Origin of the sequence: Aquimarina rhodophyticola (assembly GCF_042434915.1) — a bacterium.
Classification (GTDB): domain Bacteria; phylum Bacteroidota; class Bacteroidia; order Flavobacteriales; family Flavobacteriaceae; genus Aquimarina.
Genome location: NZ_CP170198.1, coordinates 2,424,555 through 2,447,533, shown reverse-complemented (window position 1 = coordinate 2,447,533; position 22,979 = coordinate 2,424,555). Strand labels below are relative to the sequence as shown.

General features: G+C 33.3%; 21 protein-coding genes. 19 read left to right on the top strand and 2 right to left on the bottom strand.

The window, feature by feature from the left end; genetic code table 11:
• Nucleotides 1-22: 22 nt before the first annotated feature.
• The 4 genes from ACE939_RS10595 (at nt 23) to ACE939_RS10580 (ending at nt 5,294) form a co-directional block, all read left to right on the top strand.
• Nucleotides 23-1,150 (top strand): acyloxyacyl hydrolase, encoded by a 1,128-nt coding sequence (locus ACE939_RS10595; RefSeq protein WP_378185546.1) that lies wholly within the window; start codon nt 23-25, stop codon nt 1,148-1,150.
• A gap of 3 nt (nt 1,151-1,153) precedes the next feature.
• Nucleotides 1,154-1,924 carry a head GIN domain-containing protein gene (locus ACE939_RS10590; protein WP_378185545.1) on the top strand — a complete coding sequence of 257 codons (771 nt, stop codon included), beginning with the start codon at nt 1,154-1,156 and terminating at the stop codon, nt 1,922-1,924.
• A 245-nt stretch (nt 1,925-2,169) separates the two neighbouring features.
• Nucleotides 2,170-4,887 carry a PAS domain S-box protein gene (locus ACE939_RS10585; protein WP_378185544.1) on the top strand — a complete coding sequence of 906 codons (2,718 nt, stop codon included), beginning with the start codon at nt 2,170-2,172 and terminating at the stop codon, nt 4,885-4,887.
• Nucleotides 4,884-5,294 (top strand): response regulator, encoded by a 411-nt coding sequence (locus ACE939_RS10580; protein WP_378185543.1) that lies wholly within the window; start codon nt 4,884-4,886, stop codon nt 5,292-5,294. Before ACE939_RS10585 ends, ACE939_RS10580 begins: the two co-directional genes overlap by 4 nt.
• Nucleotides 5,295-5,320: 26 nt before the next feature.
• Here ACE939_RS10580 and gldA read toward each other — a convergent pair whose 3' ends face one another.
• Both gldA and ACE939_RS10570 read right to left on the bottom strand, forming a co-directional pair.
• Nucleotides 5,321-6,214 carry a gliding motility-associated ABC transporter ATP-binding subunit GldA gene (gene gldA / locus ACE939_RS10575; RefSeq protein WP_378185542.1) on the bottom strand — a complete coding sequence of 298 codons (894 nt, stop codon included), beginning with the start codon at nt 6,212-6,214 and terminating at the stop codon, nt 5,321-5,323.
• 71 nt (nt 6,215-6,285) lie between these two features.
• Entirely contained in the window at nt 6,286-6,747 is a 462-nt protein-coding gene (locus ACE939_RS10570) for an Lrp/AsnC family transcriptional regulator (protein WP_378185541.1), read from the bottom strand.
• Nucleotides 6,748-6,914: 167 nt separating this feature from the next.
• Here ACE939_RS10570 and ACE939_RS10565 point away from each other — a divergent pair, with 167 nt between their 5' ends.
• The 15 genes from ACE939_RS10565 to ACE939_RS10495 all read left to right on the top strand — a co-directional run bounded on the left by ACE939_RS10565 (nt 6,915) and on the right by ACE939_RS10495 (nt 22,971).
• On the top strand, nt 6,915-7,862 hold the full coding sequence (locus ACE939_RS10565) for an NAD-dependent epimerase/dehydratase family protein (RefSeq protein ID WP_378185540.1): 948 nt from the start codon (nt 6,915-6,917) through the stop codon (nt 7,860-7,862).
• A 138-nt stretch (nt 7,863-8,000) separates the two neighbouring features.
• The gene (kbl, locus tag ACE939_RS10560; protein WP_378185539.1) at nt 8,001-9,188 is read left to right on the top strand and encodes a glycine C-acetyltransferase; all 1,188 of its coding nucleotides are present in this window, start codon (nt 8,001-8,003) and stop codon (nt 9,186-9,188) included.
• Nucleotides 9,189-9,498: 310 nt separating this feature from the next.
• A complete protein-coding gene (locus tag ACE939_RS10555; RefSeq protein ID WP_378185538.1) occupies nt 9,499-10,329 on the top strand; it encodes a prephenate dehydratase in 831 nt (276 codons plus the stop codon).
• A complete protein-coding gene (locus ACE939_RS10550) occupies nt 10,326-11,516 on the top strand; it encodes a pyridoxal phosphate-dependent aminotransferase (protein ID WP_378185537.1) in 1,191 nt (396 codons plus the stop codon). Before ACE939_RS10555 ends, ACE939_RS10550 begins: the two co-directional genes overlap by 4 nt.
• Entirely contained in the window at nt 11,513-12,364 is an 852-nt protein-coding gene (locus ACE939_RS10545) for a prephenate dehydrogenase (RefSeq protein ID WP_378185536.1), read from the top strand. Before ACE939_RS10550 ends, ACE939_RS10545 begins: the two co-directional genes overlap by 4 nt.
• A 46-nt stretch (nt 12,365-12,410) precedes the next feature.
• The gene (locus ACE939_RS10540; RefSeq protein WP_378185535.1) at nt 12,411-13,490 is read left to right on the top strand and encodes a chorismate mutase; all 1,080 of its coding nucleotides are present in this window, start codon (nt 12,411-12,413) and stop codon (nt 13,488-13,490) included.
• A gap of 57 nt (nt 13,491-13,547) precedes the next feature.
• Nucleotides 13,548-14,507, top strand: coding sequence for a ribosome small subunit-dependent GTPase A (rsgA, locus tag ACE939_RS10535; RefSeq protein ID WP_378185534.1), 960 nt, complete (start codon nt 13,548-13,550; stop codon nt 14,505-14,507).
• Nucleotides 14,508-14,515: 8 nt separating this feature from the next.
• Nucleotides 14,516-14,968 (top strand): D-aminoacyl-tRNA deacylase, encoded by a 453-nt coding sequence (gene dtd / locus ACE939_RS10530; RefSeq protein ID WP_378185533.1) that lies wholly within the window; start codon nt 14,516-14,518, stop codon nt 14,966-14,968.
• 21 nt (nt 14,969-14,989) lie between these two features.
• Nucleotides 14,990-16,903, top strand: coding sequence for a DUF3857 domain-containing protein (locus ACE939_RS10525; RefSeq protein WP_378185532.1), 1,914 nt, complete (start codon nt 14,990-14,992; stop codon nt 16,901-16,903).
• A 17-nt stretch (nt 16,904-16,920) separates the two neighbouring features.
• The gene (locus ACE939_RS10520; RefSeq protein WP_378185531.1) at nt 16,921-18,933 is read left to right on the top strand and encodes a transglutaminase domain-containing protein; all 2,013 of its coding nucleotides are present in this window, start codon (nt 16,921-16,923) and stop codon (nt 18,931-18,933) included.
• 1 nt (nt 18,934) lies between these two features.
• Nucleotides 18,935-19,261 carry a nucleotide pyrophosphohydrolase gene (locus tag ACE939_RS10515; protein ID WP_378185530.1) on the top strand — a complete coding sequence of 109 codons (327 nt, stop codon included), beginning with the start codon at nt 18,935-18,937 and terminating at the stop codon, nt 19,259-19,261.
• On the top strand, nt 19,261-19,518 hold the full coding sequence (locus tag ACE939_RS10510) for a hypothetical protein (RefSeq protein ID WP_378185529.1): 258 nt from the start codon (nt 19,261-19,263) through the stop codon (nt 19,516-19,518). Before ACE939_RS10515 ends, ACE939_RS10510 begins: the two co-directional genes overlap by 1 nt.
• Nucleotides 19,515-20,729: a 3-phosphoshikimate 1-carboxyvinyltransferase gene (aroA, locus tag ACE939_RS10505; protein ID WP_378185528.1), complete on the top strand. Its 1,215-nt coding sequence runs from the start codon at nt 19,515-19,517 to the stop codon at nt 20,727-20,729. The genes ACE939_RS10510 and aroA overlap by 4 nt, the downstream gene beginning before the upstream one ends.
• 77 nt (nt 20,730-20,806) lie before the next feature.
• Nucleotides 20,807-21,856 (top strand): tRNA preQ1(34) S-adenosylmethionine ribosyltransferase-isomerase QueA, encoded by a 1,050-nt coding sequence (queA, locus tag ACE939_RS10500; RefSeq protein WP_378185527.1) that lies wholly within the window; start codon nt 20,807-20,809, stop codon nt 21,854-21,856.
• A gap of 179 nt (nt 21,857-22,035) precedes the next feature.
• Nucleotides 22,036-22,971 (top strand): chalcone isomerase family protein, encoded by a 936-nt coding sequence (locus ACE939_RS10495; RefSeq protein ID WP_378185526.1) that lies wholly within the window; start codon nt 22,036-22,038, stop codon nt 22,969-22,971.
• The last annotated feature ends 8 nt before the right edge of the window (nt 22,972-22,979 follow it).

Sequence of the window (22,979 nt, the reverse complement as noted above, 5' to 3'; positions counted from 1 at the left end):
GGCGGTATACTACTTTAGCCACATGATACGATTAGTCATATTACTATTAGGCTTTTTCAATATTGTTGGCTATAGCCAAGATATTACTAGTATACCAATCGAACCGATAATTCCAAACAAAAAATCGTACAGTATTGATGTAAGCTCCTTTCAAGGTACTATACTCAAACATAATCCTGATATCTCACATCTTATAACAAGTCATCCTATAGGAGTGATTCTAGGGATTAACCGTAAAACCTATGGCGATAAAATATGGCAAAGACTGTATAATTACCCAGACTATGGAGTCTCCCTAGTGTATCAAGATTTAAAGAATCCATTTTTAGGCAATAGTATAGGTGCCTTTGCACATTACAACTTTTATTTTCTGAAGCGCTACCTGCAATTAAGAATAGCACAAGGTATTACCTATGCATCAAAACCTTACGATATTGATGATAATTATCGCAATATTGCCTATGGATCTCATATAATGAGTGCGAGTTATTTTTTACTGAATTATCGTTATCAAAATATTATTGATAAAATAGGTTTGCAAGTAGGTGTAGGGATTTTGCATTATTCTAATGGCAATTCTAAAGCACCTAATAAAAGCACAAATACTTTTTTTGCAACTATCGCCATGAATTATAATTTAAGTGAAGACACCCATACTTATATACCAAAGGAGTCAGGACTCATAAAAGGTTCAAAACCTATAGGATTTGGTTTTATGCTTAGCGGAGGATTTAATGAAAGTGATCTTGTAGGTTCTGGTAGATATCCATTTTTAACGTTAGGAGTGTTTGCCTCTAAACAATTAAATAAAAAAAGTACCGTGGTAATTGGTTCAGAATTATTTTTTTCGAAAGCGTTAGAACGATATATCGATTATAGAGCTGTTGGTGATTTTGATGATACTACTAATGGAAATGAAGATTCAAAACGTGCAGGTGCTTACATAGGTCATGAATTATTAATTAATAAATTAGCAATTATTTTAAATATTGGGTATTACTTTTATTATCCCTACGATTTTGAAGGGACAATGTATAATAGAGCTGGACTAAAATATAATTTTACATCTTCAATATTTGGTGCTATAACCGTACGCTCGCACGCTGCAAAGGCCGAAGCTATTGAATACTCAATTGGATATCGATTATAAAGTATGGGTGTTAGCAGAAATAATATAAAACATATTATATGCATTCTATTAATTTTAGGAATCATATCGGGATGTGATACAGAGAATGCACCTGATTGTTTTCAGCGAACAGGTACTATAGTAAAAAAAGAATTTTTCTTGGATAATTTTACAAAACTGCTAGTGGGTCCCAATATCGAGGTAATCCTTAAACAAGGAGATACAACTAAGGTAATTTTGGAGACTGGCGAGAATCTGATAAATGAAGTGTCTGCTATAGTACGTGATAGTCAGTTGGTTTTAGAAAACAACAATGACTGTAATTTTGTTAGAGATTTCAATCAAACAAAGGTGTTCATAACTATTGCCAATTTAACAGTGATTAGAAGCGCCACTCAATTTCCGATACGATCAGAAGGCGTATTAGATTTTGATAATTTGACTTTATTGTCAGAAGATGTGGGGTTTGCAGAGGGTAATACTACTGGAATTTTTGATCTTACACTAAACTCAAATAAATTAAATATTGTTGGCAATAATATTGCATCCTTTATAATTAAAGGTGCTGTTAGTAATTTGAGCGTTGGACTATACTCGGGTACTGGTCGATTTGATGGAGAACGTCTTAATGCAGATCATGTTTCTGTTTACCATCGTGGAGCTAATAAAATTCTTGTCAATCCTCAACTATCTTTGAAAGGAGAAATAAGAAGTACTGGGGATGTTATAAGTGTAAATAAGCCTAGAGAGGTCTTTGTTAAAGAGTTCTATACCGGGCGCCTTATTTTTCGGTAAAAAAACATGTGTAAATGTCGATTCTACTTGATGTAGGCAAATCTGTATAAGATATATTCTAGAGTAACTTATCAAGTTATTTTAGCCTACAAGAACTGAAATTATAAAAAACACATCCTCGATTATCAGAAAATTCTTATAAATTATGGTTTAGCCGTAATAACTTCATGGGGTTATATAATAAATTCTATTTTTTTTTATATAAATTTATATACCCCATCTACAGCTATTAAACCTACATTATAATGATTCAAAAAAAAACAAAGCGACTACAGGTCTCTTGTTATCCCAGTCGTAATCATCTTAAGGATGAATTATACGCTTTAGTTCAAAAGGATACTGCCATCTTTGATTTTGTTCAGGACGTAGCTTTGGATGGTTTATGGTATTGGGATCTTTCTTTATTTGACCGATTATGGATAAATGGCAGATTTTGGAATACGTTGGGATACTCGGTAGAACAAGATTCTTCTCTTAACATCATGCGAGAAACCCCATTAACAGAGATCAAACTGCAGAGACTCTTTGAGAAATGTAAAGTGCATTTCAAAACAGAGACTTCACCTCTTATAGAAACTCTTGATTTTGACCATAAGCTGGGTCATAAGGTAATGATCGAATGCAAGTGTATTGGGATCTTTGCTAAAAATAATGTGGCCAATCGACTGTTAATAGCTCATGTAGATTTGACCAAATTAAAAAAAACCGAGTTGCGCTTACAACGACAGTTAGATCGTTACCATCATATAATCGAAAGTGCTAACCTAGGAATCTGGGAATGGAATTTACAGACAAATGAAGTTTATTTAAGCGAACGATGGGCTGAAATAATAGGGTATTCTTTACTGGAAATAGAGCCAGTTACAATCCAGACATGGGAGAATGCGATGCATCCATCAGATCTTAAAAAGGCAAAAAAAGGATTAAAAAAGCATATTGATCAGGCTACGCCTGTATATGCCTGCGAAGTGAGAATGCGTCACAAAGAGGGTCATTGGATTTGGGTGCTCACCAAGGGTAAGGTTGTAAGTTGGAATAATGATGCGCCCGAGTGGATTATAGGCTCTCATCAAGAAATTACTGCAAGCAAAAATGAATTGGAAAAAAATCGATTGTTTATCGAAGAAGCACCTACAGCAATTGCAATGTTTGATACAGCCATGCGCTATTTAGCAGTATCGGCCAAATGGCAAGAAGATTATAATTTAATAGATGAAAATATCATAGGAAAATCTCACTACTCTATATTTCCTACCATCAGCGATACATGGAAACATGTTTTTGATAAAGCACTCAAAGGGCAAATTCTCAAATCTGATGAAGATAGTTTTCTGAAAAAAAATGGGTCGTTACAATGGTTGAGTTGGGAGTTACGACCCTGGTACACCCATGATGAGAAAATAGGAGGAGTTATTATGCATACAGCAGATATAACCCGTGCAAAGGAAGCAGAAATTAAATTAAAAATAAGTGAAGAAGCTTTTAGAGGTAATTTTGAAAATGCAGCGATAGGTATGGCAATACTTGATACCCAAGGTCAATGGCTAGAGGTAAATCAAAGCTTATGTGATATCGTAGGATATAGTGCCAAAGAATTAAAACAACTGACCTTTCAAGACATAACCTATCCTGCAGATCTTACCAAGGATTTAGAATATCTAAAAGAATTGTTAGACGGTCAAAGGTCATTTTATCAAATGGAAAAGCGATACATTCGAAAAAATGGAAAGCTCGCCCATATTATTTTATCTGTTTCCTTAGTAAAAGATCAAGAAGGACAGCCACTATATTTTATATCACAAATTGTTGATATTACTCCAAGGGTTAAGACCAGAAAAAAACTTTCAGAAACATTAAATAAATTGCAAAATATTCTAGAAGACATAACTCAAGTAAGTGTTATTGGAACTGATTGCGATGGTCTTATTACTACCTTCAATAAAGGAGCAGAGCATCTTTTAGGATATTCACGAGATGAAATGATTTCAAAACGTTTTTATATAGATCTACATCTTCCTTCTGAAATTAACAAAAGAGCAGAACAGTTATCATTAGATTATCAATCAAAACTTAAAGGATTCGAGATTTTTACAGTGTTGCCATTTAAAAATGAAGTAGACACAAGAGAATGGACACATAAGCGTAAAGATGGAACTACTTTTCCTGTACTCGTAACAATGACAGCATTAAAACAAAAAGAAAAAATAACTGGATATTTAGCTATTGCAACCGATATTCAAGATATTAAAAAAGTTGAGAATGATTTAAAATCATTACTCGCAGTAACGCAGGATCAAAACAATAGGCTCTTAAATTTTGCTCACATAGTGTCTCATAATCTAAGGTCTCATTCTGGAAATTTTGAAATGTTATTAGATTTATTATCCAATGATCATCCAGAGCTATTAGGGAATGAATATATAAAATTGTTAAGTGCGGCATCAAGCAATCTAACCGAAACGATCAATCACTTGAACGATGTGGTTGTGATGAATACATTGGAAGAATCAAATTTGGAACATGTCAACTTGTTTGAAGCTGCTCAAAAAACATTGAAAAACATTGCAGGATTATATCTCGAAGCTAACGTTATTGTCAAAAATGATATTGATACTAGCATAGAGGTGCTTGGGATTTCAGCTTATGTAGAAAGTATTTTACTCAATCTATTGACTAATGGTGTGAAATACAGGGCTACGAATAGAAAAAGTTTTATAACTTTAAGAAGTTTCGAAAAAAATGAATTTTATATTCTTGAAATAGAAGATAATGGATTAGGTATTGATTTGAAACAACATAGGGCTAAATTGTTCGGAATGTATAAAACTTTTCATGATCATGAAAAGTCTAGAGGTCTGGGGTTGTTTATAACCAAAAACCAAATAGAAGCAATGGGCGGAAAAATTGAAGTTAAAAGCGAAGTGAATGTTGGGACTATTTTTAAAATATATTTCAAAAAATGAAAAAAATTGATTTAGCATGCATTGTAGATGATGACCCAATCTTTGTTTTTGGGGTTAAGAAAGTCATGGAATTGGCAAATTTTTGCAATGGTTTCTTAGTTTTTAAAAACGGAAGAGAGGCTTTGGATAAGCTTAAAGCAATTATATCTAGCGGCAGCAAACTTCCCGAAATTTTACTATTAGATCTCAATATGCCAATTCTTGATGGATGGCAATTTTTAGAAGAATTCACAAAAATACCGAGCAGTAAAAAAATTACAATTTATATAGTAACCTCCTCTGTTGATCCACAAGATATTGCCAAGGCAAAGAGGTATGAGCTAGTGAGTGATTATATTGTTAAACCAATTTCGGTAAAACGTCTCAAAGAAATTTTAAACGAATTTGAAACATCACAACTCTCATAAATTTTTGTAGAGATGATTAGTTGTTCTTATTGCGTTAATTCTCTAAAAAGGCTTTCTAAGTTTTTATTTTTTCTTGATAACTGTAAAATTTTAAGCCCATGATCATGAGCAAAATCAAATACCTTAGGTCTCATGTCGACACTGGTCTCAAAGGTTAATTCATAAACAAAATTATGTTTATTAATAACTTGTGAGACGTGAGTAATTTTATTTAGAAACGCCTCTTCTACACGATAATCAAATTCAACTTCTATAATTTGTTCCTGTGTATCTATTAAGTCATTAAGGTACCTATCGGCAACAAGTTTACCTTTGTTAATGATAATAACTCGATCACACATAGCTTCAACCTCTTGCATAATATGAGTAGATAGTAAAACGGTTTTATTTTTCCCAAGGGATTTAATAAGAGATCGTATCTCAATCAATTGATTAGGATCTAGGCCTGTGGTAGGCTCATCCAAGATTAAAACTTTTGGATCATGTAGTAAGGCACACGCCAAACCAACACGTTGTCGATATCCTTTGGACAGCTGATTTATTTTTTTAGCAGCTTCTTTGGTTAAACCTGTCTCTTCAATTACCTTTTTGATTTGATTTTTTTCAATACCGTATACTTTGGCGTTAAAGGATAAATATTCTCGTACATACATGTCATCATATAAAGGGTTATGCTCGGGGAGATAGCCAACGCTTCGTTTGACATCTTGCGGATCTTTTAAGATATCAAAAGCATTGATTGTTGCATGTCCTTGAGTGGGTTGTAGATACGTGGTCAAAATTTTCATCATAGTTGATTTACCAGCACCATTGGGTCCAAGAAATCCCACAATTTCTCCTTCTTTAATGTCAAATGAAATATTTAACAATGCTTTTTCTTGATGATAGGTTTTAGAAATGTTAGAAACAGATATAGACATGATTATAATTTTATCAAAAATAATGAATAGTAAGTTAACCTAACAGGCTTGGGTTTTTGTGAAAATTAAATTTAAATATAAAAAGCAGAAGTATGCTTTATATCCTTTAAAACGAAAGTACTGTTTAATACACCAATATTTTCGATAGTTGAAAGTTTATATTTTACAAAGTCATGATACGCTTCAAGATTTGGAGTGTTTATTTTAAGTATAAAATCAACTTGACCAGCCATATGATAGCATTCTTGAACTTCTTCAAGATTTTGTATTTGTTCTTCAAACTTTTCTATAAAAGCTTCATTATGATAGCGCATAGATACTTGGCAAATTGTAGTGACAGATCTATTGATTAGTTTCTTGTCAAGAATAGCTACATATTTTTGTATAAATCCCTTTTTTTCTAAACGTCGTATTCGTTCGTAAACAGGAGAAGAAGTTAACTTTAGCGATTGAGCGATATCTTTGGTTGTCTTCTTAGCATCCTTTTGAAGAATTCTCAAAATTGTGATGTCTATTTCATCTAAATCTTCCATAGGCTAAGTAAATTTAACTGCAAATTTATTATAGAAATTATTATAAAGTTAAAACTACTTCAAATATAAAATAATGAAGTAATTTTTACGGATAATAAAATAAAATTTCACACTAAAATCTATAATATTTACTTTTGCAAGTAAATACTGCTTAATAGTAATACGTTATGAAAACGAATGTTTTAATTATCGGAGCTAACGGTCAGTTAGGTTCAGTTCTAACAAAGGCACTTCAAGAAAAATTTGGAATAGCGCATGTTGTAGCTTCAGATTTAAGGGAGAAAGATACTACTGAAGGATTTTTTGAAATCATTGATGCCACCGATCGTGGAAGAATTGAGTCTGTTGTAAAACAGTATGGTATTACTCAAATATATCACTTGGCAGCTATTCTGTCTGCTAGAGGTGAAGAAAACCCTTTACAAACTTGGGATATTAATATGCAGACCTTTTTTAATGTCTTAGAAGTTGCGAGACTCAATGGAATTGATAAAGTGTTTTATCCTAGTTCGATTGCTGTTTTTGGAGATGGTGCTACCCAGATAGATACACCTAATAATGCCTATTTGGATCCTGCAACTGTTTATGGTATAAGTAAAGCCGCAGGCGAAAATTGGGCTCAATACTATTTTTTGCGTTATGGTCTTGATGTACGGTCACTACGATATCCTGGAGTTATTGGTTATCAATCATTGCCTGGGGGTGGTACCACAGATTATGCAGTAGATATTTATCACAAGGCAGTATTGCAGCAAACGTTTGATTGTTTTTTAGAGGAAGATACGATGTTGCCTATGATTTTTATGGAAGATGCAGTGCGCGCCACATTGGAATTAATGGATGCACCCAAAGAAAATATCAAAGTAAGAACTTCTTATAATTTGGCAGGAACAAGTTTTGCTCCAAGGGATGTAGTTGCAGAATTACAAAAAATGTATCCAGACTTTAAAGTTCGATATAGTCCAGATTTTAGACAGAAAATTGCAGCCAAATGGCCTAATTCTATCGATGATAGTAGTGCAAGAGCAGATTGGGGATGGGAGCCGGCGTATGATCTAAAACGTATGAGTAAAGTAATGGTAGAAAAATTAAAATTACAGTATGCTATTAAGTAAGTAAACCGTTTAAACTTATGTGTAAGACTAAGTGTTTAACTAAGAATTGATAGGGATGTTTGGAGTTACTGCTTTTAAAGTTTAATTTTAAGCATGCCCCTAATAAACTGTTAAAAATTAATTTAAAAAGAGACGTTCATGTTTTCAAATATTAAAGAAGATTTACAAAAAGAAATAGAAGAAATTAAAGAAGCGGGATTATATAAATCCGAGCGTATTATCACAACACCTCAAGGGGCACAAATTGATACTACAAAAACAAAAGAGGTTTTAAACTTTTGTGCAAATAATTATTTGGGTCTATCATCACATCCCGATGTCATACAGGCGGGAAAGGATGCAATAGATTCTCATGGTTATGGGCTATCATCGGTTCGTTTTATTTGTGGGACTCAGGATATCCATAAAGAGTTAGAGCGTAAGACTGCAGAATTTTTAGGGATGGAAGATTGTATTTTATATGCAGCTGCGTTTGATGCAAATGGAGGACTTTTTGAACCAATTTTGGGGCCAGATGATGCTATTATCTCTGATGCACTTAATCATGCTTCTATTATTGATGGTATTAGGTTATGTAAGGCAAAACGTTTTAGATTTGATCATAACAACATGGAATCCTTAGAAGAACAATTGAAAGAGGCGCAGGGCTCTAGACGTATTTTAATCGTTACCGATGGTTCTTTTTCAATGGATGGTACGATCGCTCAACTAGACAGGATTTGCGATTTGGCCGAGGTTTATAATGCAATGGTAATGATAGATGAGTGCCATTCTACAGGGTTTTTGGGAAAAACAGGTCGTGGAACCCATGAATATCGTGATGTGATGGGACGAATTGACATTATTACAGGTACTTACGGCAAAGCTCTAGGTGGTGCTTCAGGGGGATTTACAGCTGCTCGTAAAGAAATTGTCGAATTGCTAAGACAACGTTCTAGGCCATATCTGTTTTCAAATACAGTGGCGCCTTCTATTGTTGGAGCTTCTATTAAAGTATTGGATCTTTTAAGTGCCTCAACTTCTTTAAGAGATCAGTTAGAAGAAAACACTAAATTTTTTAGAGATGAAATGACGGCTGCTGGTTTTGATATTGTGCCAGGTGATCATCCCATTGTACCAGTGATGTTATATGAGGCTACGTTAGCCCAAGAGTTTGCCAGTAAATTACTGGAAGAAGGTATTTATGTTATTGGATTCTTTTATCCAGTAGTACCAAAGGGAAAAGCGCGTATCCGTGTACAGCTGTCTGCGGCTCATACCCACAATCAATTACAAAAAGCTATTGAAGCATTTGTTAAGGTCGGTAAAGAACTAAATGTTATATAAATAAGGCAATAAAGTATTTACCTAAGTTGTAGTTTTATCATATTTGTAATACTTGAACATAAAACTAAGATTTTGATAATTATCTGCCACTTTCAAATATTAAGTTACTTTTTTTTTTGAAAGTTCTTCCTTTTATTTACATTAGCAGTGTAATTAGAACATAGACAATGAATAATTTATTTACTTGGAACGGATTTTATTTTTTCTTCTTTTATTTTAAAGAGAAGAACGGGATCCCTATGTAAATAACAATATATTTATATTATAAAAAATCCCGATGTACATCGGGATTTTTTTTATTCAAATTTTAATGAAATCAAAGGTTGCAATACAAGGAATTAAAGGGTCTTATCATCACCAAGTAGCACTACAATATTTTGGAGAGACTGTGGATGTGCTAGAGTGCATGTCATTTGGAGACGTAGCAATGAGTTTGGTGAAGGCGACTAGTGAGCACGCGGTAATGGCAATTGAGAATTCAATCGCAGGCTCTATTATTCCTAATTATGCTTATATAGACGAATGTGGTTTTAGTATTATCGGTGAATTTTATGCGCCCATTCAGCATTGTTTAATGGCACTGCCAGGACAAAGTATTACTGATATTATCGAAGTACATTCACATCCTATGGCACTATTGCAATGTAAAGAATTTTTTAAAAAGCATACACATATCAAACTAGTCGAAGCTCCCGATACCGCTCTAGTAGCTCAACAAATAGATAAAGAAAAAAGCTTAGGAATAGGTGCCGTTGCAGGTGCAATAGCGGCAACTTTATATCATCTTGATATGTTAGCTCAAAACATTCAAACAGTAAATACTAATAGTACACGCTTTTTTATTTTAAATCATAAGTCCAATACACAACAAGTTAGAGAAGGGGTTAATAAGGCAACCTTAAAGATGATGATCGCACATGAGCAAGGAAGTTTAGCTACAATTCTAAATATCATGAGTAATTGCAATCTTAACTTAACAAAAATACAATCATTGCCAGTGCCCAATCAACCTTGGCAATATTCTTTTTTTATGGATGTAACATTTGCTAAGTATGATGATTTGATGAATGCTACAGTAGTAATACAGGACATGATTTTAGAATTGAAAATTTTAGGGATATATAAAGATCAAAAGCAATGAAGGTACAATTTGCAAAACGATTAGATAAGGTAGAAGAATATTACTTTTCTTCAAAATTACGTGAGGTTAGAGTACTAGAAAGTGAAGGAAAGCCTATTTTGAATTTAGCAATAGGTAGTCCTGATTTAGATCCTCCCGTTGAGGTTGTGCAAGCTATGCAGATAGCAATGCAAGAAAAGGGAGTGCACCAATACCAAAGCTATCAGGGAATTCCTCAGCTTAGAACTGCAATCGCCAGATTCTATAAAACTAAGTTTGATGTACATCTAGATAGTGAATCCGAAATTTTGCCATTGCTTGGTTCTAAAGAAGGTATCATGCATATATCTATGGCTTATCTTGATGCTGGAGATCAAGTATTAATTCCTAACCCAGGATATCCTACATACGCATCGGTAACAAAATTATTGGATGCAGAACCAGTCGCGTATGAGTTAACTGCAGAAAATAATTGGGAGCCTGATTTTGATCTTTTAGAGAAAATGGATTTGAAAAAGGTTAAGATTATGTGGGTTAATTATCCACATATGCCAACAGGTGCTTCAGGAAATATCAAGTTGTTCGAAAAGCTTATTCATTTTGCCAAAAAGCATGCTATTCTTTTGGTAAATGATAACCCTTATAGTTTTGTGCTCAATCCTCGGCCTGTAAGCATCTTTACTATTGAAGGAGCCAAAGAATGTGCTTTAGAATTAAATTCTTTGAGTAAAACCTTTAACATGGCTGGATGGAGAGTGGGTATGGTTATGGGAGACAAAGAAAAAATACAAGGGATACTTCAGGTAAAGTCTAATATGGATAGCGGGATGTTCAAAGGTATTCAAGAAGGAGCGATAGCAGCATTAAACATCTCGAATACATGGTATGATAATTTAAATTCAATCTATAAAAAAAGACGAGAATTAATATGGAAGCTAGCAGAAAATTTAGGATGCACTGTTGATAAGAAGGCTATAGGGCTTTTTGTTTGGGCTAAATTGCCTGCTCATGTAATTGGATATGATTTTATTGAAGAATTATTACACGACTATAATATTTTTATTACTCCTGGAGGCGTATTTGGGACTCAGGGGAAGAGATATTTGAGATTCTCGTTGTGTGTAAATATAAATCAAATAGAAGAAGCTTTGAGACGGATTGAGCTTGGTAGTTTTTGTGGTAATACTATTAAAACAGATACTATATGAATCTTTTTGTAATAGGTGTAGGATTGATAGGAGGATCTTTTTGTATGGATGTGAAAAAATCACTACCTAATGCTATCATTTACGGTGTAGATTCTAATAAAAAACATTTAGATACAGCACAAAAAAATGGACTTATAGATAGTGTTGCTACTTTAGAAGATTTAGCGATAGCCACTATCGTGTTAATCTCAATTCCTGTAACAGCAACTGCTACTTTGTTACCCGATATTTTGGATCGGATATCAGATGATACGCTTGTGATGGATGTGGGATCTACAAAAGTGGCAATATGCGAGGCAGTTGCGACACATAAAAATAGACGTAACTTTTTGGCAATGCATCCTATTGCTGGCACAGAATTTTCTGGACCTAGTGCTGCAGTTCATAAGTTGTTTTATGGTAAAACAAATATAATTTGCGAAGTAGAAAAAACTGCATTCAAATTGCAAGAACAAGCAATGAAAATATTTATGGCCTTAGGAATGCGAATTCGTTATATGGATCCTGTGTCACACGATAAGCATATTGCATATGTTTCTCATTTATCCCATATAAGTTCATTCATGTTGGGTAAAACCGTCATTCAAAAAGAAAAAAACGAAAAAGATATCTTCGATATGGCTGGTAGTGGATTTGCCTCTACAGTTAGATTAGCTAAGAGTTCTCCCGATATGTGGGGGCCTATTTTTAAACAAAATAAGGATAATGTTGTCGAAGCATTGACAGAGTATATTAACAACCTCTCCCACTTTAAGAATTTACTTCAAAATGATGATTTTGAAGGAATACATAAAGAAATGGAAGATATCAATCATATAAAATTAATTTTAAAAGGAATCGAAGCCTGATCAACAACAGATTTAATGATTCGAGCAGCTTAAAAAAAGAGAAATTATGGAAAATAAAAAAGAATTAAGAAACTGGTTAGATGCTTATGGATTAGATCATCCTTTGGTTATTGGTGGGCCGTGTAGCGCAGAAACCGAAGATCAAGTGGTAAAAATAGCACATCAATTAAAGGATTCTGATGCAACAGTACTTCGTGCTGGTATTTGGAAGCCTAGAACGCGACCAGGGAATTTTGAAGGTGTTGGAGCCTTGGGTTTAAAATGGTTGCAGCGGGCCAAAGAGGAAACAGGAATGAAGATAGCTACCGAAGTAGCGAATCCGCATCATGTAGAGTTAGCATTGAATCATGGGGTTGATATTCTGTGGATAGGAGCGCGAAGTACTGTGTCGCCATTTATAGTGCAAGATATTGCCGATGCTTGTCGAGGTATTGATAATCCCGTATTGGTAAAGAATCCAATCAATCCAGATCTTTCCTTATGGTTAGGGGCAGTGGAACGACTGTATACAGCAAATGTTGAGAATTTAGGGGTTATTCACAGAGGGTTTTCAACGTATGAAAAAACAAAGTATAGAAATATTCCAGAGTGGCAAATACCTATTGATTTGCAAAACCGATTTCCAGACCTACCTTTAATTTTGGATCCTTCGCATATTGCTGGACGTCGAGATTTAATTTTTGATTTATCACAAACTGCCCTCGATCTCAACTTTGATGGGTTAATCGTAGAGACTCATTACGACCCAGATAACGCTTGGAGTGATGCAAAACAACAAATCACACCAGATACATTAATTCAAATGATGAAAGATTTAAAAATAAGAAAAGAGATTGGAGATGATGAAGCGTACCAAAAAGCCCTAAGTGGTCTACGAGCCAAAATAGACATTGCCGATAATCAATTATTAGAAGTTTTGGCTAAAAGAATGAAAATTTCTGATGAAATAGGAAGAGTAAAAGCTCAACAGAATGTTGCAATTTTGCAATCAAAACGATGGAACGAGATTTTGGGACGTATGATTCTCGAAGGTAATGAAAACGGACTTAGTGAAGAGTTTATTCTACGTATTTACAAAGCCATTCATCAAGAGTCAATTAATCATCAAAAAAATAGTGTCAAATAATAGAAAGACCTTTTTAAACGACTATGCGTCTGAGATATAATTTGCATCTTTGTAAATATGACAGGAATTGTATATAAATCTACAGGAAGTTGGTATACTGTAAAAGCAGAAAACGGGAAAACTTACGAATGCCGCATTAAAGGAAAATTCAGAATAGAAGGAATTAAAAGTACAAACCCAGTATCAGTTGGAGATAAAGTAGATTTTAAATTAGAGCAGACTAATGATGAAAATGATAATGAACGCGGAGTCATTAATGCCATTCATGAACGAAAAAATTATATAATTCGCAAATCTGTAAATTTATCTAAGCAAACACATATTATAGCAGCCAATATAGATCAAGTTTTCTTGTTAGTCACTTTAAATAATCCTCCAACTTTTACCGCATTTATAGATAGGTTTTTGGTTACTGCCGAAGCCTATGGTATAAAAGCAGTGGTTTTATTTAATAAAATTGATACTTATAGTCAAGAAGAGTTATTAGAGGTTAAATATCTCGCGGCATTATACAGAAAAATTGGTTATGACTGCATCGGGATTTCTGCTAAAACTGGTAAAAATGTTGCGAGTGTAAAGACAATGATGCGTGCTAAAGTTAGTATGTTTTCAGGTCACAGTGGTGTAGGTAAATCAACATTAGTTAACGCGATAGAGCCCAATTTGAGACTAAAAACAAAAGAAATTAGTGAGCAGCATCAACAAGGGCAGCATACAACCACCTTTGCCGAGATGTTTGATCTAAGTTTTGATGCCAAAATTATTGATACTCCAGGAATAAAAGGATTTGGAATAGTGGATATAGAAAAAGAAGAGCTAGGTGATTTTTTTCCAGAATTTTTTAAATTAAAATCTCAATGCAAATTTAATAATTGTATGCATATAAATGAACCAAAATGTGCTATTAAAAATGCGTTGGACTCGGGAGAAATAGCCTGGTCACGATACAAGAGTTACTTACAAATTATTGAGGGAGAAGAGGAACATTACAGAAAAAATAATTATACCGAAGAGTAAATAGTTGTATGAGAGTTGTTGTTCAAAGGGTATTAGAAGCCTCCGTAACTGTTGAAGAAGAGGTAGTAGCATCGATAGCACAAGGCTTATTGATTTTAGTTGGTATCGAAGAAGAGGATAATGATGAGGATAGTAAGTGGTTATCGGCTAAAATAAGTAAACTACGAATATTTGAAGATGAAAATGGTCTGATGAATAAATCTATTGTTGATGTTAAGGGTCAAGTTATAGTAGTAAGTCAATTTACATTATTTGCAAGCACTAAGAAAGGAAATCGTCCTGGTTATAGTAAAGCAGCTAGACCTGAAATTGCTATAACGAAGTACGAGCATTTTGTAAATCAATTGGAATTGGATTTGGGTAAGAAAGTTGGAACCGGTATCTTTGGTAAAGATATGAAGGTGAATTTAATCAATAACGGACCTATAACCTTACTTATCGACACAAAAAGTAAAGAGTAACTACCCCAAATTTTATAACGTATGTCTAGATTTTCACAATATCTTTTGTGGGTTTTATTACTTATGCCTTTTTTTAAGGTTTCTTCTCAGAATTTACAAGAACTACATGTCAATAGAATTAACCCTATATTGCTTAAAGATGCGAATGCTGTAGTAAGGTTCGAAGAAGTTCTTATTGAAATACATTCGGTTAATGTGGCTACGGTTAAGACTAAAAAAGCAGTAACCGTATTGAACAAACATGGAGAATATTATGCTAAATTTTCCGAGTGGTATGACTCTTCAAGAAAGATCAATAAATTATCGGCTGTGATTTACGATAATATGGGTAATGAAATAGCCAAGTATAAAAAGAGGGATTTTAAGGATAGGAGCTATATTGATGGTTTTTCTTTGATGCGAGATGATCGAATTAAGTATTTGGAATACACACCAGTTAATTATCCTTATACTTTAGTTTTTGAGAGCGAAGTAGAAAAAAGTTCTACCGCCTTTATTCAATCTTGGACTCCCATTTCAAAATATGGTTTAAGCGTTGAAAAATCATCCTATAAAGTTGTTAACCCAACAAAAATACCCCTCAAAAGCAAAGAAATGAACTTTGAGGGATACTCCATTTATAAAAATAATTCTGATCATGAGTTATTCTATAATGTGTCAAATTTAATATCGAAACGCTCAGAAATGATGAGCCCGAATTATTTTGAAATAATGCCAGTAGTTAAAGTTTCATTGAATAATTTCACTTTAGAAGGAATAGAAGGTTCAGCTTATGATTGGAAAACACTTGGCAAGTGGTATTATGAGAATCTTTTATTAGGAAGAGATAAATTGCCTGAATCAACCATTCAGGAAATTAGTAATCTAGTTGCTGAGGCAAATACTAAAAGAGAGAAAGCAAAGCTTATTTATGAATATTTACAAAATAAAACAAGATATATAAGTGTTCAATTAGGGATTGGTGGGTGGATGCCATTTTTAGCAAGTGATGTGGATCGATTAGGATATGGAGATTGTAAAGCGCTTACAAATTATACGAAAGCGTTGTTGGATAGTCAAGGTATTGAGTCTTTTTATACAGTTGTTTTTGCTGATGAAAGAAGAGATATTGATACAGAGTTTGCTTCAATAGAAGGAAATCACGTGATTTTAAATATTCCTAGTGCAGAAGAAGATATATGGTTAGAGTGCACAAGTCAAACAATGCCCTTCAATTTCATAGGAGACTTTACCGATGATAGAAATGTATTGGTTATAACTCCAGATGGAGGTGAAATTAAACGTACAAAGAGATATTTGCCAAATGAAAATATATTAAATACTACTGCAATAATTCAATTAAAAGCCGATAATTCAATGGAAGCTATTGTCAAGCGACATTCTAATGGGTTAGAGTATGATTGGAATTATCAAATTCAGTTTCAAGATCCTAAGGATCAGGTTTTAAGTTATAAAGAAAAGTGGAGCTATATAAATAATTTGCAAATCAAATCAATAAATTTTCAGGATGATAAAGAATCCGCAAAGTTTGTGGAAGATCTTTTAATTACTTGCACCACTTATTCTAAAAAAGCAGGAAATAGATTATTGTTGACCGCTAATGTGTTTAATTGCTATCAAGGAAATCTACCTAATTACGAAAATAGACGAACCCCTTTAGTTGTAAAACATGGCTATGTAAACACTGATGAGTATGAGATTAATCTACCTTATGGATATTTGCTTGGTAGTTTACCTTCAAATACGTTTATAGAAAGCGAATTCGGGGCTTATAGTTACGAATTGGAAAAGCTGAGTTCGACTAAAATAAAATTTAAACGTACTTTAAAGATAGTTGATGGGATTTTTCCAAAAGAAAGCTATGAGAATTATCGACAATTCTGGGCAGAGATAAAAAAAATAGATAAAACAAAAATTGTACTTACAATAGAATAATTTTAACCAATATAAATATGAATACTTTAAATAAGTTGACAATAGTCATCACTCTAATATTTGCTACAAATGGTTTTGCCCAAAATTATAAGTTTGGTAAGGTCTCAAAAGAGGAGTTGCTAGAAAAAAGCTACAAAATAGATAGTACAGCAAATGCTGTAGTTTTGTATGAAAGTAGAAAAATTAAATTTCAGTATAGTCAGGAGAATGGTTTTCAGTTAATTACCGAAGTTTATAAACGAATAAAGCTCTATAACAAAAAAGGTTTTGATGAAGCAAGCGAACATATCTACCTCTACAGAAATAACAGCGATAAAGAGGAGCTTAATGGATTGAGAGCGGTTACCTATAGTTTAATCAATGGAGAAATAGTAGAGACTAAACTGAAAAAAGATAAAATATTTAAAAATGAGTATTCAGAACATTATAATGAGGTGAAGTTTACAATGCCTTTATTACATGAAGGTTCAGTGATTGAATATAAATATAAAATTGTTTCACCTTTTGCGAGGAATATTGATAAAATCTATCTTCAAAGAAATATTGCTATTAAAAATATAGCTATACGTATCTCAATTCCTGAATATTACCATTTCAAAAAATTTACTTCTGGTTATTTACCGATTCATATAAAAGAATCTGTAGAAAGTGATAAAATAGTTCTTAGTTCGAAATCAAGATCTGGATTTTATGCTACTAAAACAAATTATTCGCAAAACACGATAGAGTATTTAGTAAATACATATGAAATCAATTCAAAAGATACACCAGCATTTAAATCAGAACCTTTTTCGGGCAATACTAAAAATTATATGGCTTCTATAGATTTCGAATTACAGTATACCAAATTTCCTAAAAGTAGTATAAATAATTATTCTACAAGCTGGGAAGATGTTGCCAAAACCATATATAATGATTCAAGATTCGGGAATGAAATTGAAAAAAATAGTTATTTTAAAAGGGATATTGATTCTATAATCAATAGTGAAAGTGATCCCTTAGAGCTAACTAATAAAATTTTTGATTTTGTAAAAAAAAGGATGACTTGGAATAAGAAATTTCGAGTAATGACTGTTGATGGAGTTAAAAAAGCATACACTTCAAGAGTTGGTAATTCAGCTGAAATAAATATTATGTTAGTAGCCATGCTAAAATACGCAAAGATTCAAGCGAATCCTGTATTGGTGAGTTCAGTAAATAAAACCATAGCTTTATTTCCTACATTAGAAGGTTTCGATTACTTAATTGTTAGAGTCAAGTCTGGTGATAACATCGTTTATATGGATGCTACGGATAAGTTTGGTGAGTTTAATGTGCTTCCAAATAGAGTAATTCAAGGGTCAGGAAGAATCCTCTCTGAAAATGGAACTTCACAGTTAATAAATTTTAGGCCAGATCAAGGTTCGAGGTTTCATTGTTCAATTATGTGTGAGATTGACATTGATGGAGTGGTTAAGGGTACGCATAGTTCAAATCGTTTGTCTTATTTAGCTCATGATTTTAGAGTTCGATATGGAGGAAATGACAGCAATACACAAATTAAGAGAGTTAAAGAAATATATGAGATAAATAACATCTCGTCTTATAAACTTAAGGGTTTAGATCAATTAGGAAAGCCGTTGGGGGAGCGTTTTGAATTTGTTTTAGAAAATGAAATTGAGATTGTAGGTGATGAAATGTTCTTTTCACCATTGTTATTCTTGAGAGATAAAGAGAACTTATTTAAAGCGGAAGATCGCCAGTATCCCATTGATTTTGGATATGGATATGATAATAACTTAATGGTATCTATAAGAATACCTGAGGGTTATGAAGTAGTAGAGGTTCCTAAGCCTTCTGCCTTTAAACTTCCTCAAAATATGGGTAAATTTGTGTATAGAATTAATAAAACAAATAATCAAATACAGGTTTTAGTCTCGGAAACCTTAAATACACCCTTTGTTTCGCCGGATAACTATCAAGCAATTAAAGAATTTTACAATCAAATCATAATAAAAGAAAGTGAACAGGTAGTGTTAAAAAAGATATAAAATGAATATTAAAAATGCCCAAAAAACAGTAAATACGTGGATTAATAATCACGGAGTGCGTTATTTTAATGAGCTTACAAATATGGCGCAACTAACTGAGGAAGTAGGTGAGGTAGCGAGAATCATAGCACGTCGCTATGGAGAACAAAGTGAAAAAGAGAGTGATAAAATTAAAGATCTTGGCGAAGAATTAGCCGATGTGCTTTTTGTAGTACTTTGTTTAGCTAATCAAACTGGCGTCGATCTCCAAGAAGCTTTTGATAAAAAGTTAGCAATTAAAACTAAAAGAGATCATGATCGCCACCAAAATAATGAAAAATTAAAATAATGTTTACAACCATACTTTCTTCTAGATCCTATTGGAAATCGGTAACTCTCCTTGCACTAGGTTTTATAGTACTCTTTAGTTTTATAGAGTTGTTAATGCAATATCAAGGTTTTGATTTTACCTCTTTTATTGTTGATCATATTGATAAGGGTAAATGGGTGCGCTATGCACTATCAAGAATAGTGGGAGGTCTTATGTACGGCATGATTTTGGGATATCATTTTGAATCAAGAAAGCTTAAAAAAAATAAAGAATGAATTTAAAATTGGCTCAACTGGATAGTATTCATAGACGTACAATTACTATTACTGGTTCTAAAAGTGAGACTAACCGTTCACTCTTGCTACAAGCTTTTTATTCAGCAATCGTGCTTGAGAATATTTCAAATAGTGATGATGCTAATAGTATGCAAACTGCCTTGTTGCAGAGCAACGGAGTGATCGATGTGAATCATGCGGGTACCGCTATGCGATTTTTAACGGCTTATTTTGCAGTGAATCCAGGTGTTGATGTTATTTTGACAGGGAGTGAAAGAATGCAGCAGCGTCCAATTAAAATATTAGTAAATGCGCTACGTGAAATTGGATGTCAGATCGAGTATCAAAATGTAGAAGGTTACCCTCCATTAAGAATAAGAGGTGCGGTTTCAGTAAAAAATAGTGTTTCTCTTAAAGCTGATGTAAGCAGTCAGTATATTTCAGCCTTAATGTTAATTGCCCCCTCATTAAGTCAAGGGTTGGTTATTAATTTGGAAGGAGAAATAACCTCAATGCCATATATTAATATGACATTACAATTATTGCAGCAAGTTGGTGTTGAGTCCCGTTTTGAAGAAAATAAGATTGTTATTGCGCCATGCCAGAAGGTTTTAAATCCTAAAATCGTTATAGAGTCCGACTGGAGTTCTGCGTCTTACTTTTATAGCATAGTAGCTTTATCTAAAGCAGGAGAGGTGACTTTGCAAACCTTTAAAAAGGATAGTTACCAAGGCGATGCTATAGTAGCTGATATTTATAAAAAATTTGGAGTAGAGACAGTGTTTGAAAAAAACTCAATAACTCTTAAAAAAACATCAAACACTATTGCTCCTATAGAGCTCAACCTTATGCATGCTCCAGATATTGCTCAAACAATAGCTGTAACATGTTTAGGCTTGAAGGTGTCCTGTAAGCTTTCTGGTCTTCACACATTAAAAATTAAAGAAACGGATCGCTTACTAGCACTCAAAACAGAGTTAGAAAAGTTGGGAGGTAAGGTTCGTGTCACAGAGAATTCTCTAACTCTCGAGTCTTTAAATCAATTACAGCCTAATGTTTCAATAGATACATACAATGATCATCGCATGGCATTAGCTTTTGCGCCCTTAGCGTTACTCACAACGATTACAATCAATGACGCAACAGTAGTGTCAAAATCGTACCCAGATTTTTGGAGTGATCTTAAGCAGTTGGGCTTCAAAATTAGCTGATTTTAAAATATATCTGATGATTTACTTGACAACCCTTGTTTGTAGATCGTATATTTGCACCCTCAAAAATATATAGAATGAAGTTATCACATTTCAATTTTAATCTTCCGCCAGAGTTATTAGCTGAATATCCTGCAGAAAACAGAGACGAATCTCGTCTTATGGTTCTTAATCGCAAAGAGCAAACAATTGAACACAAACAGTTCAAGGATCTTATTGACTATTTTGAACCTAATGATGTTATGGTGCTCAATAATACAAAGGTTTTTCCTGCAAGATTATATGGAAATAAGGAAAAGACTGGTGCAAGGATTGAAGTGTTTTTATTAAGAGAACTTAATTCAGAAACACGACTTTGGGATGTTTTAGTCGATCCTGCACGTAAAATACGTATTGGTAATAAATTATATTTTGGAGATGATGAAAGCTTAGTTGCAGAGGTTATTGACAATACAACGTCTAGAGGGAGAACACTACGCTTTTTATATGATGGTTCTTATGATGAGTTTAGACAGAAGTTAACTGATTTAGGTGAAACTCCGCTTCCAAAATATATTAAGAGAGAGGCAGAACCAGATGATATTGAACGGTATCAGACTATATATGCCAAAAACGAAGGTGCCGTTGCTGCACCTACAGCTGGATTACACTTTTCTAAACACTTAATGAAACGTTTAGAGATTAAAGGAGTAGATTTTGCCGAGGTTACTTTGCATGTAGGTTTAGGAACATTTAATCCAGTAGAGGTTGAAGATTTATCCAAACACAAAATGGATAGTGAAGAGGCATATATTAATGCTAAAACAACCGAAGTAATTAATAAAGGAATCACCAATAAAAGAAGAATTTGCGCAGTAGGAACTACTGTAATGAGAGCATTAGAAAGTGCTGTTTCATCCGAGCATACTTTGAATGAATTTCAAGGATGGACCAATAAATTTATTTTTCCACCATATGATTTTAGTATTGCAAACTGTATGATTACTAACTTTCATACACCAAAATCTACACTTCTTATGATGGTTTCGGCTTTTGCAGGTCATGATTTTATGAAAAAAGCTTATGAAGAAGCTGTGAAGGAGAAATACAAGTTCTACTCCTATGGAGATGCGATGTTAATAATATAAGTTGATTTTAAAAGTATTACATAATTAAAAACTCTACTTTAACCATGGTTAAAGTAGAGTTTTTACTACCTTAAATTTGCATAAACCCACAATATCTTTACAACCCAATATATACTTTGTGATACAAATTCACGTTTTGATTATTGGGAAAAACATGCCCCCTAATTTTTAAATGATTTATGAAAAATTTATTTTTAGTTTTTTTTGGAGCAATCTCTTTAATTGCAACTGGCCAAACTAAGGTCGGAGAAGTATTTTTTAATGATATTGATGTCTTTGAAGGTGCCGAATTAATGCTTAACGGTGCTGGTGAAAAAGAGCGTATGTATGCTTTAGGACTTTATCTCGATTTTGAAGTTGAAGGTGTCGAAGATGGTTCAAGAGTTGCTAACAAAGATAGCGATATGGTTATCTCGATTAAAATCATATCCAGCTCAATTGATGGTACAGACTTAAAAGATATGCTTAGAAATGGTATTGAGCGCGCAACAGACGGAAATAGTTATCTTCTAGAAAATGAGATTAGAGATTTTATTAAAATTTTGCCTACTGAAATAAACAAATATGATATATTTAAGATAGTTTATAAAAAAGGCGGGAATTTATCTTTGTACAGAAATAAAGATAAATTGGGACAAATCAATAGTCTAAAATTTAAAAAAGCTCTTTTTAAAATATGGTTAGGTGAAAATCCGGTAGATGAAAAATTGAAAGAAGCTGTTTTAGCGTCCTATACACCCAATCCTATTTTGGGAAGATGGAAAACATATGACAAAGACACAGGGGTCGCTATTAATATTGTACAACTGTACATGATCGAAAAGCAAATTTTTGGTTCTATACAACGCATGCTTCGTCAATCAGAACGTGATGCAGTTTGTCATTTGTGTAAAGGTGATGATAAAAATCAAAAGGTTGAAGGACTGTTGATAATGAAAAACCTAAAGCATTCAAAGGACTTTAAATACGAAAACGGTAAATATACAGATATCAAGACAGGTGAAGTGTCCGATTGTGATATTTGGATTGATGAAGATGAAATGGATGTACTAAATGTAAAGTATAAAGGCGGGGGAGGTACCCATAAATGGAAGCGTGTAAAGGATACAGAATAATGTATTTC

What these genes read in the sequence shown, in the direction of transcription:
- ACE939_RS10595 (WP_378185546.1), top strand. Translation starts at nt 23, where the DNA reads ATGATACGATTAGTCATATTACTATTAGGCTTTTTCAATATTGTTGGC.
- ACE939_RS10550 (WP_378185537.1), top strand. Translation starts at nt 10,326, where the DNA reads ATGAAGGTACAATTTGCAAAACGATTAGATAAGGTAGAAGAATATTAC.
- ACE939_RS10545 (WP_378185536.1), top strand. Translation starts at nt 11,513, where the DNA reads ATGAATCTTTTTGTAATAGGTGTAGGATTGATAGGAGGATCTTTTTGT.
- ACE939_RS10510 (WP_378185529.1), top strand. Translation starts at nt 19,261, where the DNA reads ATGTTTACAACCATACTTTCTTCTAGATCCTATTGGAAATCGGTAACT.
- rsgA (WP_378185534.1), top strand. Translation starts at nt 13,548, where the DNA reads ATGACAGGAATTGTATATAAATCTACAGGAAGTTGGTATACTGTAAAA.
- queA (WP_378185527.1), top strand. Translation starts at nt 20,807, where the DNA reads ATGAAGTTATCACATTTCAATTTTAATCTTCCGCCAGAGTTATTAGCT.
- dtd (WP_378185533.1), top strand. Translation starts at nt 14,516, where the DNA reads ATGAGAGTTGTTGTTCAAAGGGTATTAGAAGCCTCCGTAACTGTTGAA.
- ACE939_RS10590 (WP_378185545.1), top strand. Translation starts at nt 1,154, where the DNA reads ATGGGTGTTAGCAGAAATAATATAAAACATATTATATGCATTCTATTA.
- ACE939_RS10525 (WP_378185532.1), top strand. Translation starts at nt 14,990, where the DNA reads ATGTCTAGATTTTCACAATATCTTTTGTGGGTTTTATTACTTATGCCT.
- ACE939_RS10520 (WP_378185531.1), top strand. Translation starts at nt 16,921, where the DNA reads ATGAATACTTTAAATAAGTTGACAATAGTCATCACTCTAATATTTGCT.
- ACE939_RS10580 (WP_378185543.1), top strand. Translation starts at nt 4,884, where the DNA reads ATGAAAAAAATTGATTTAGCATGCATTGTAGATGATGACCCAATCTTT.
- kbl (WP_378185539.1), top strand. Translation starts at nt 8,001, where the DNA reads ATGTTTTCAAATATTAAAGAAGATTTACAAAAAGAAATAGAAGAAATT.
- aroA (WP_378185528.1), top strand. Translation starts at nt 19,515, where the DNA reads ATGAATTTAAAATTGGCTCAACTGGATAGTATTCATAGACGTACAATT.
- ACE939_RS10565 (WP_378185540.1), top strand. Translation starts at nt 6,915, where the DNA reads ATGAAAACGAATGTTTTAATTATCGGAGCTAACGGTCAGTTAGGTTCA.
- ACE939_RS10515 (WP_378185530.1), top strand. Translation starts at nt 18,935, where the DNA reads ATGAATATTAAAAATGCCCAAAAAACAGTAAATACGTGGATTAATAAT.
- ACE939_RS10585 (WP_378185544.1), top strand. Translation starts at nt 2,170, where the DNA reads ATGATTCAAAAAAAAACAAAGCGACTACAGGTCTCTTGTTATCCCAGT.
- ACE939_RS10540 (WP_378185535.1), top strand. Translation starts at nt 12,411, where the DNA reads ATGGAAAATAAAAAAGAATTAAGAAACTGGTTAGATGCTTATGGATTA.
- gldA (WP_378185542.1), bottom strand. Translation starts at nt 6,214, where the DNA reads ATGTCTATATCTGTTTCTAACATTTCTAAAACCTATCATCAAGAAAAA.
- ACE939_RS10570 (WP_378185541.1), bottom strand. Translation starts at nt 6,747, where the DNA reads ATGGAAGATTTAGATGAAATAGACATCACAATTTTGAGAATTCTTCAA.
- ACE939_RS10495 (WP_378185526.1), top strand. Translation starts at nt 22,036, where the DNA reads ATGAAAAATTTATTTTTAGTTTTTTTTGGAGCAATCTCTTTAATTGCA.
- ACE939_RS10555 (WP_378185538.1), top strand. Translation starts at nt 9,499, where the DNA reads ATGAAATCAAAGGTTGCAATACAAGGAATTAAAGGGTCTTATCATCAC.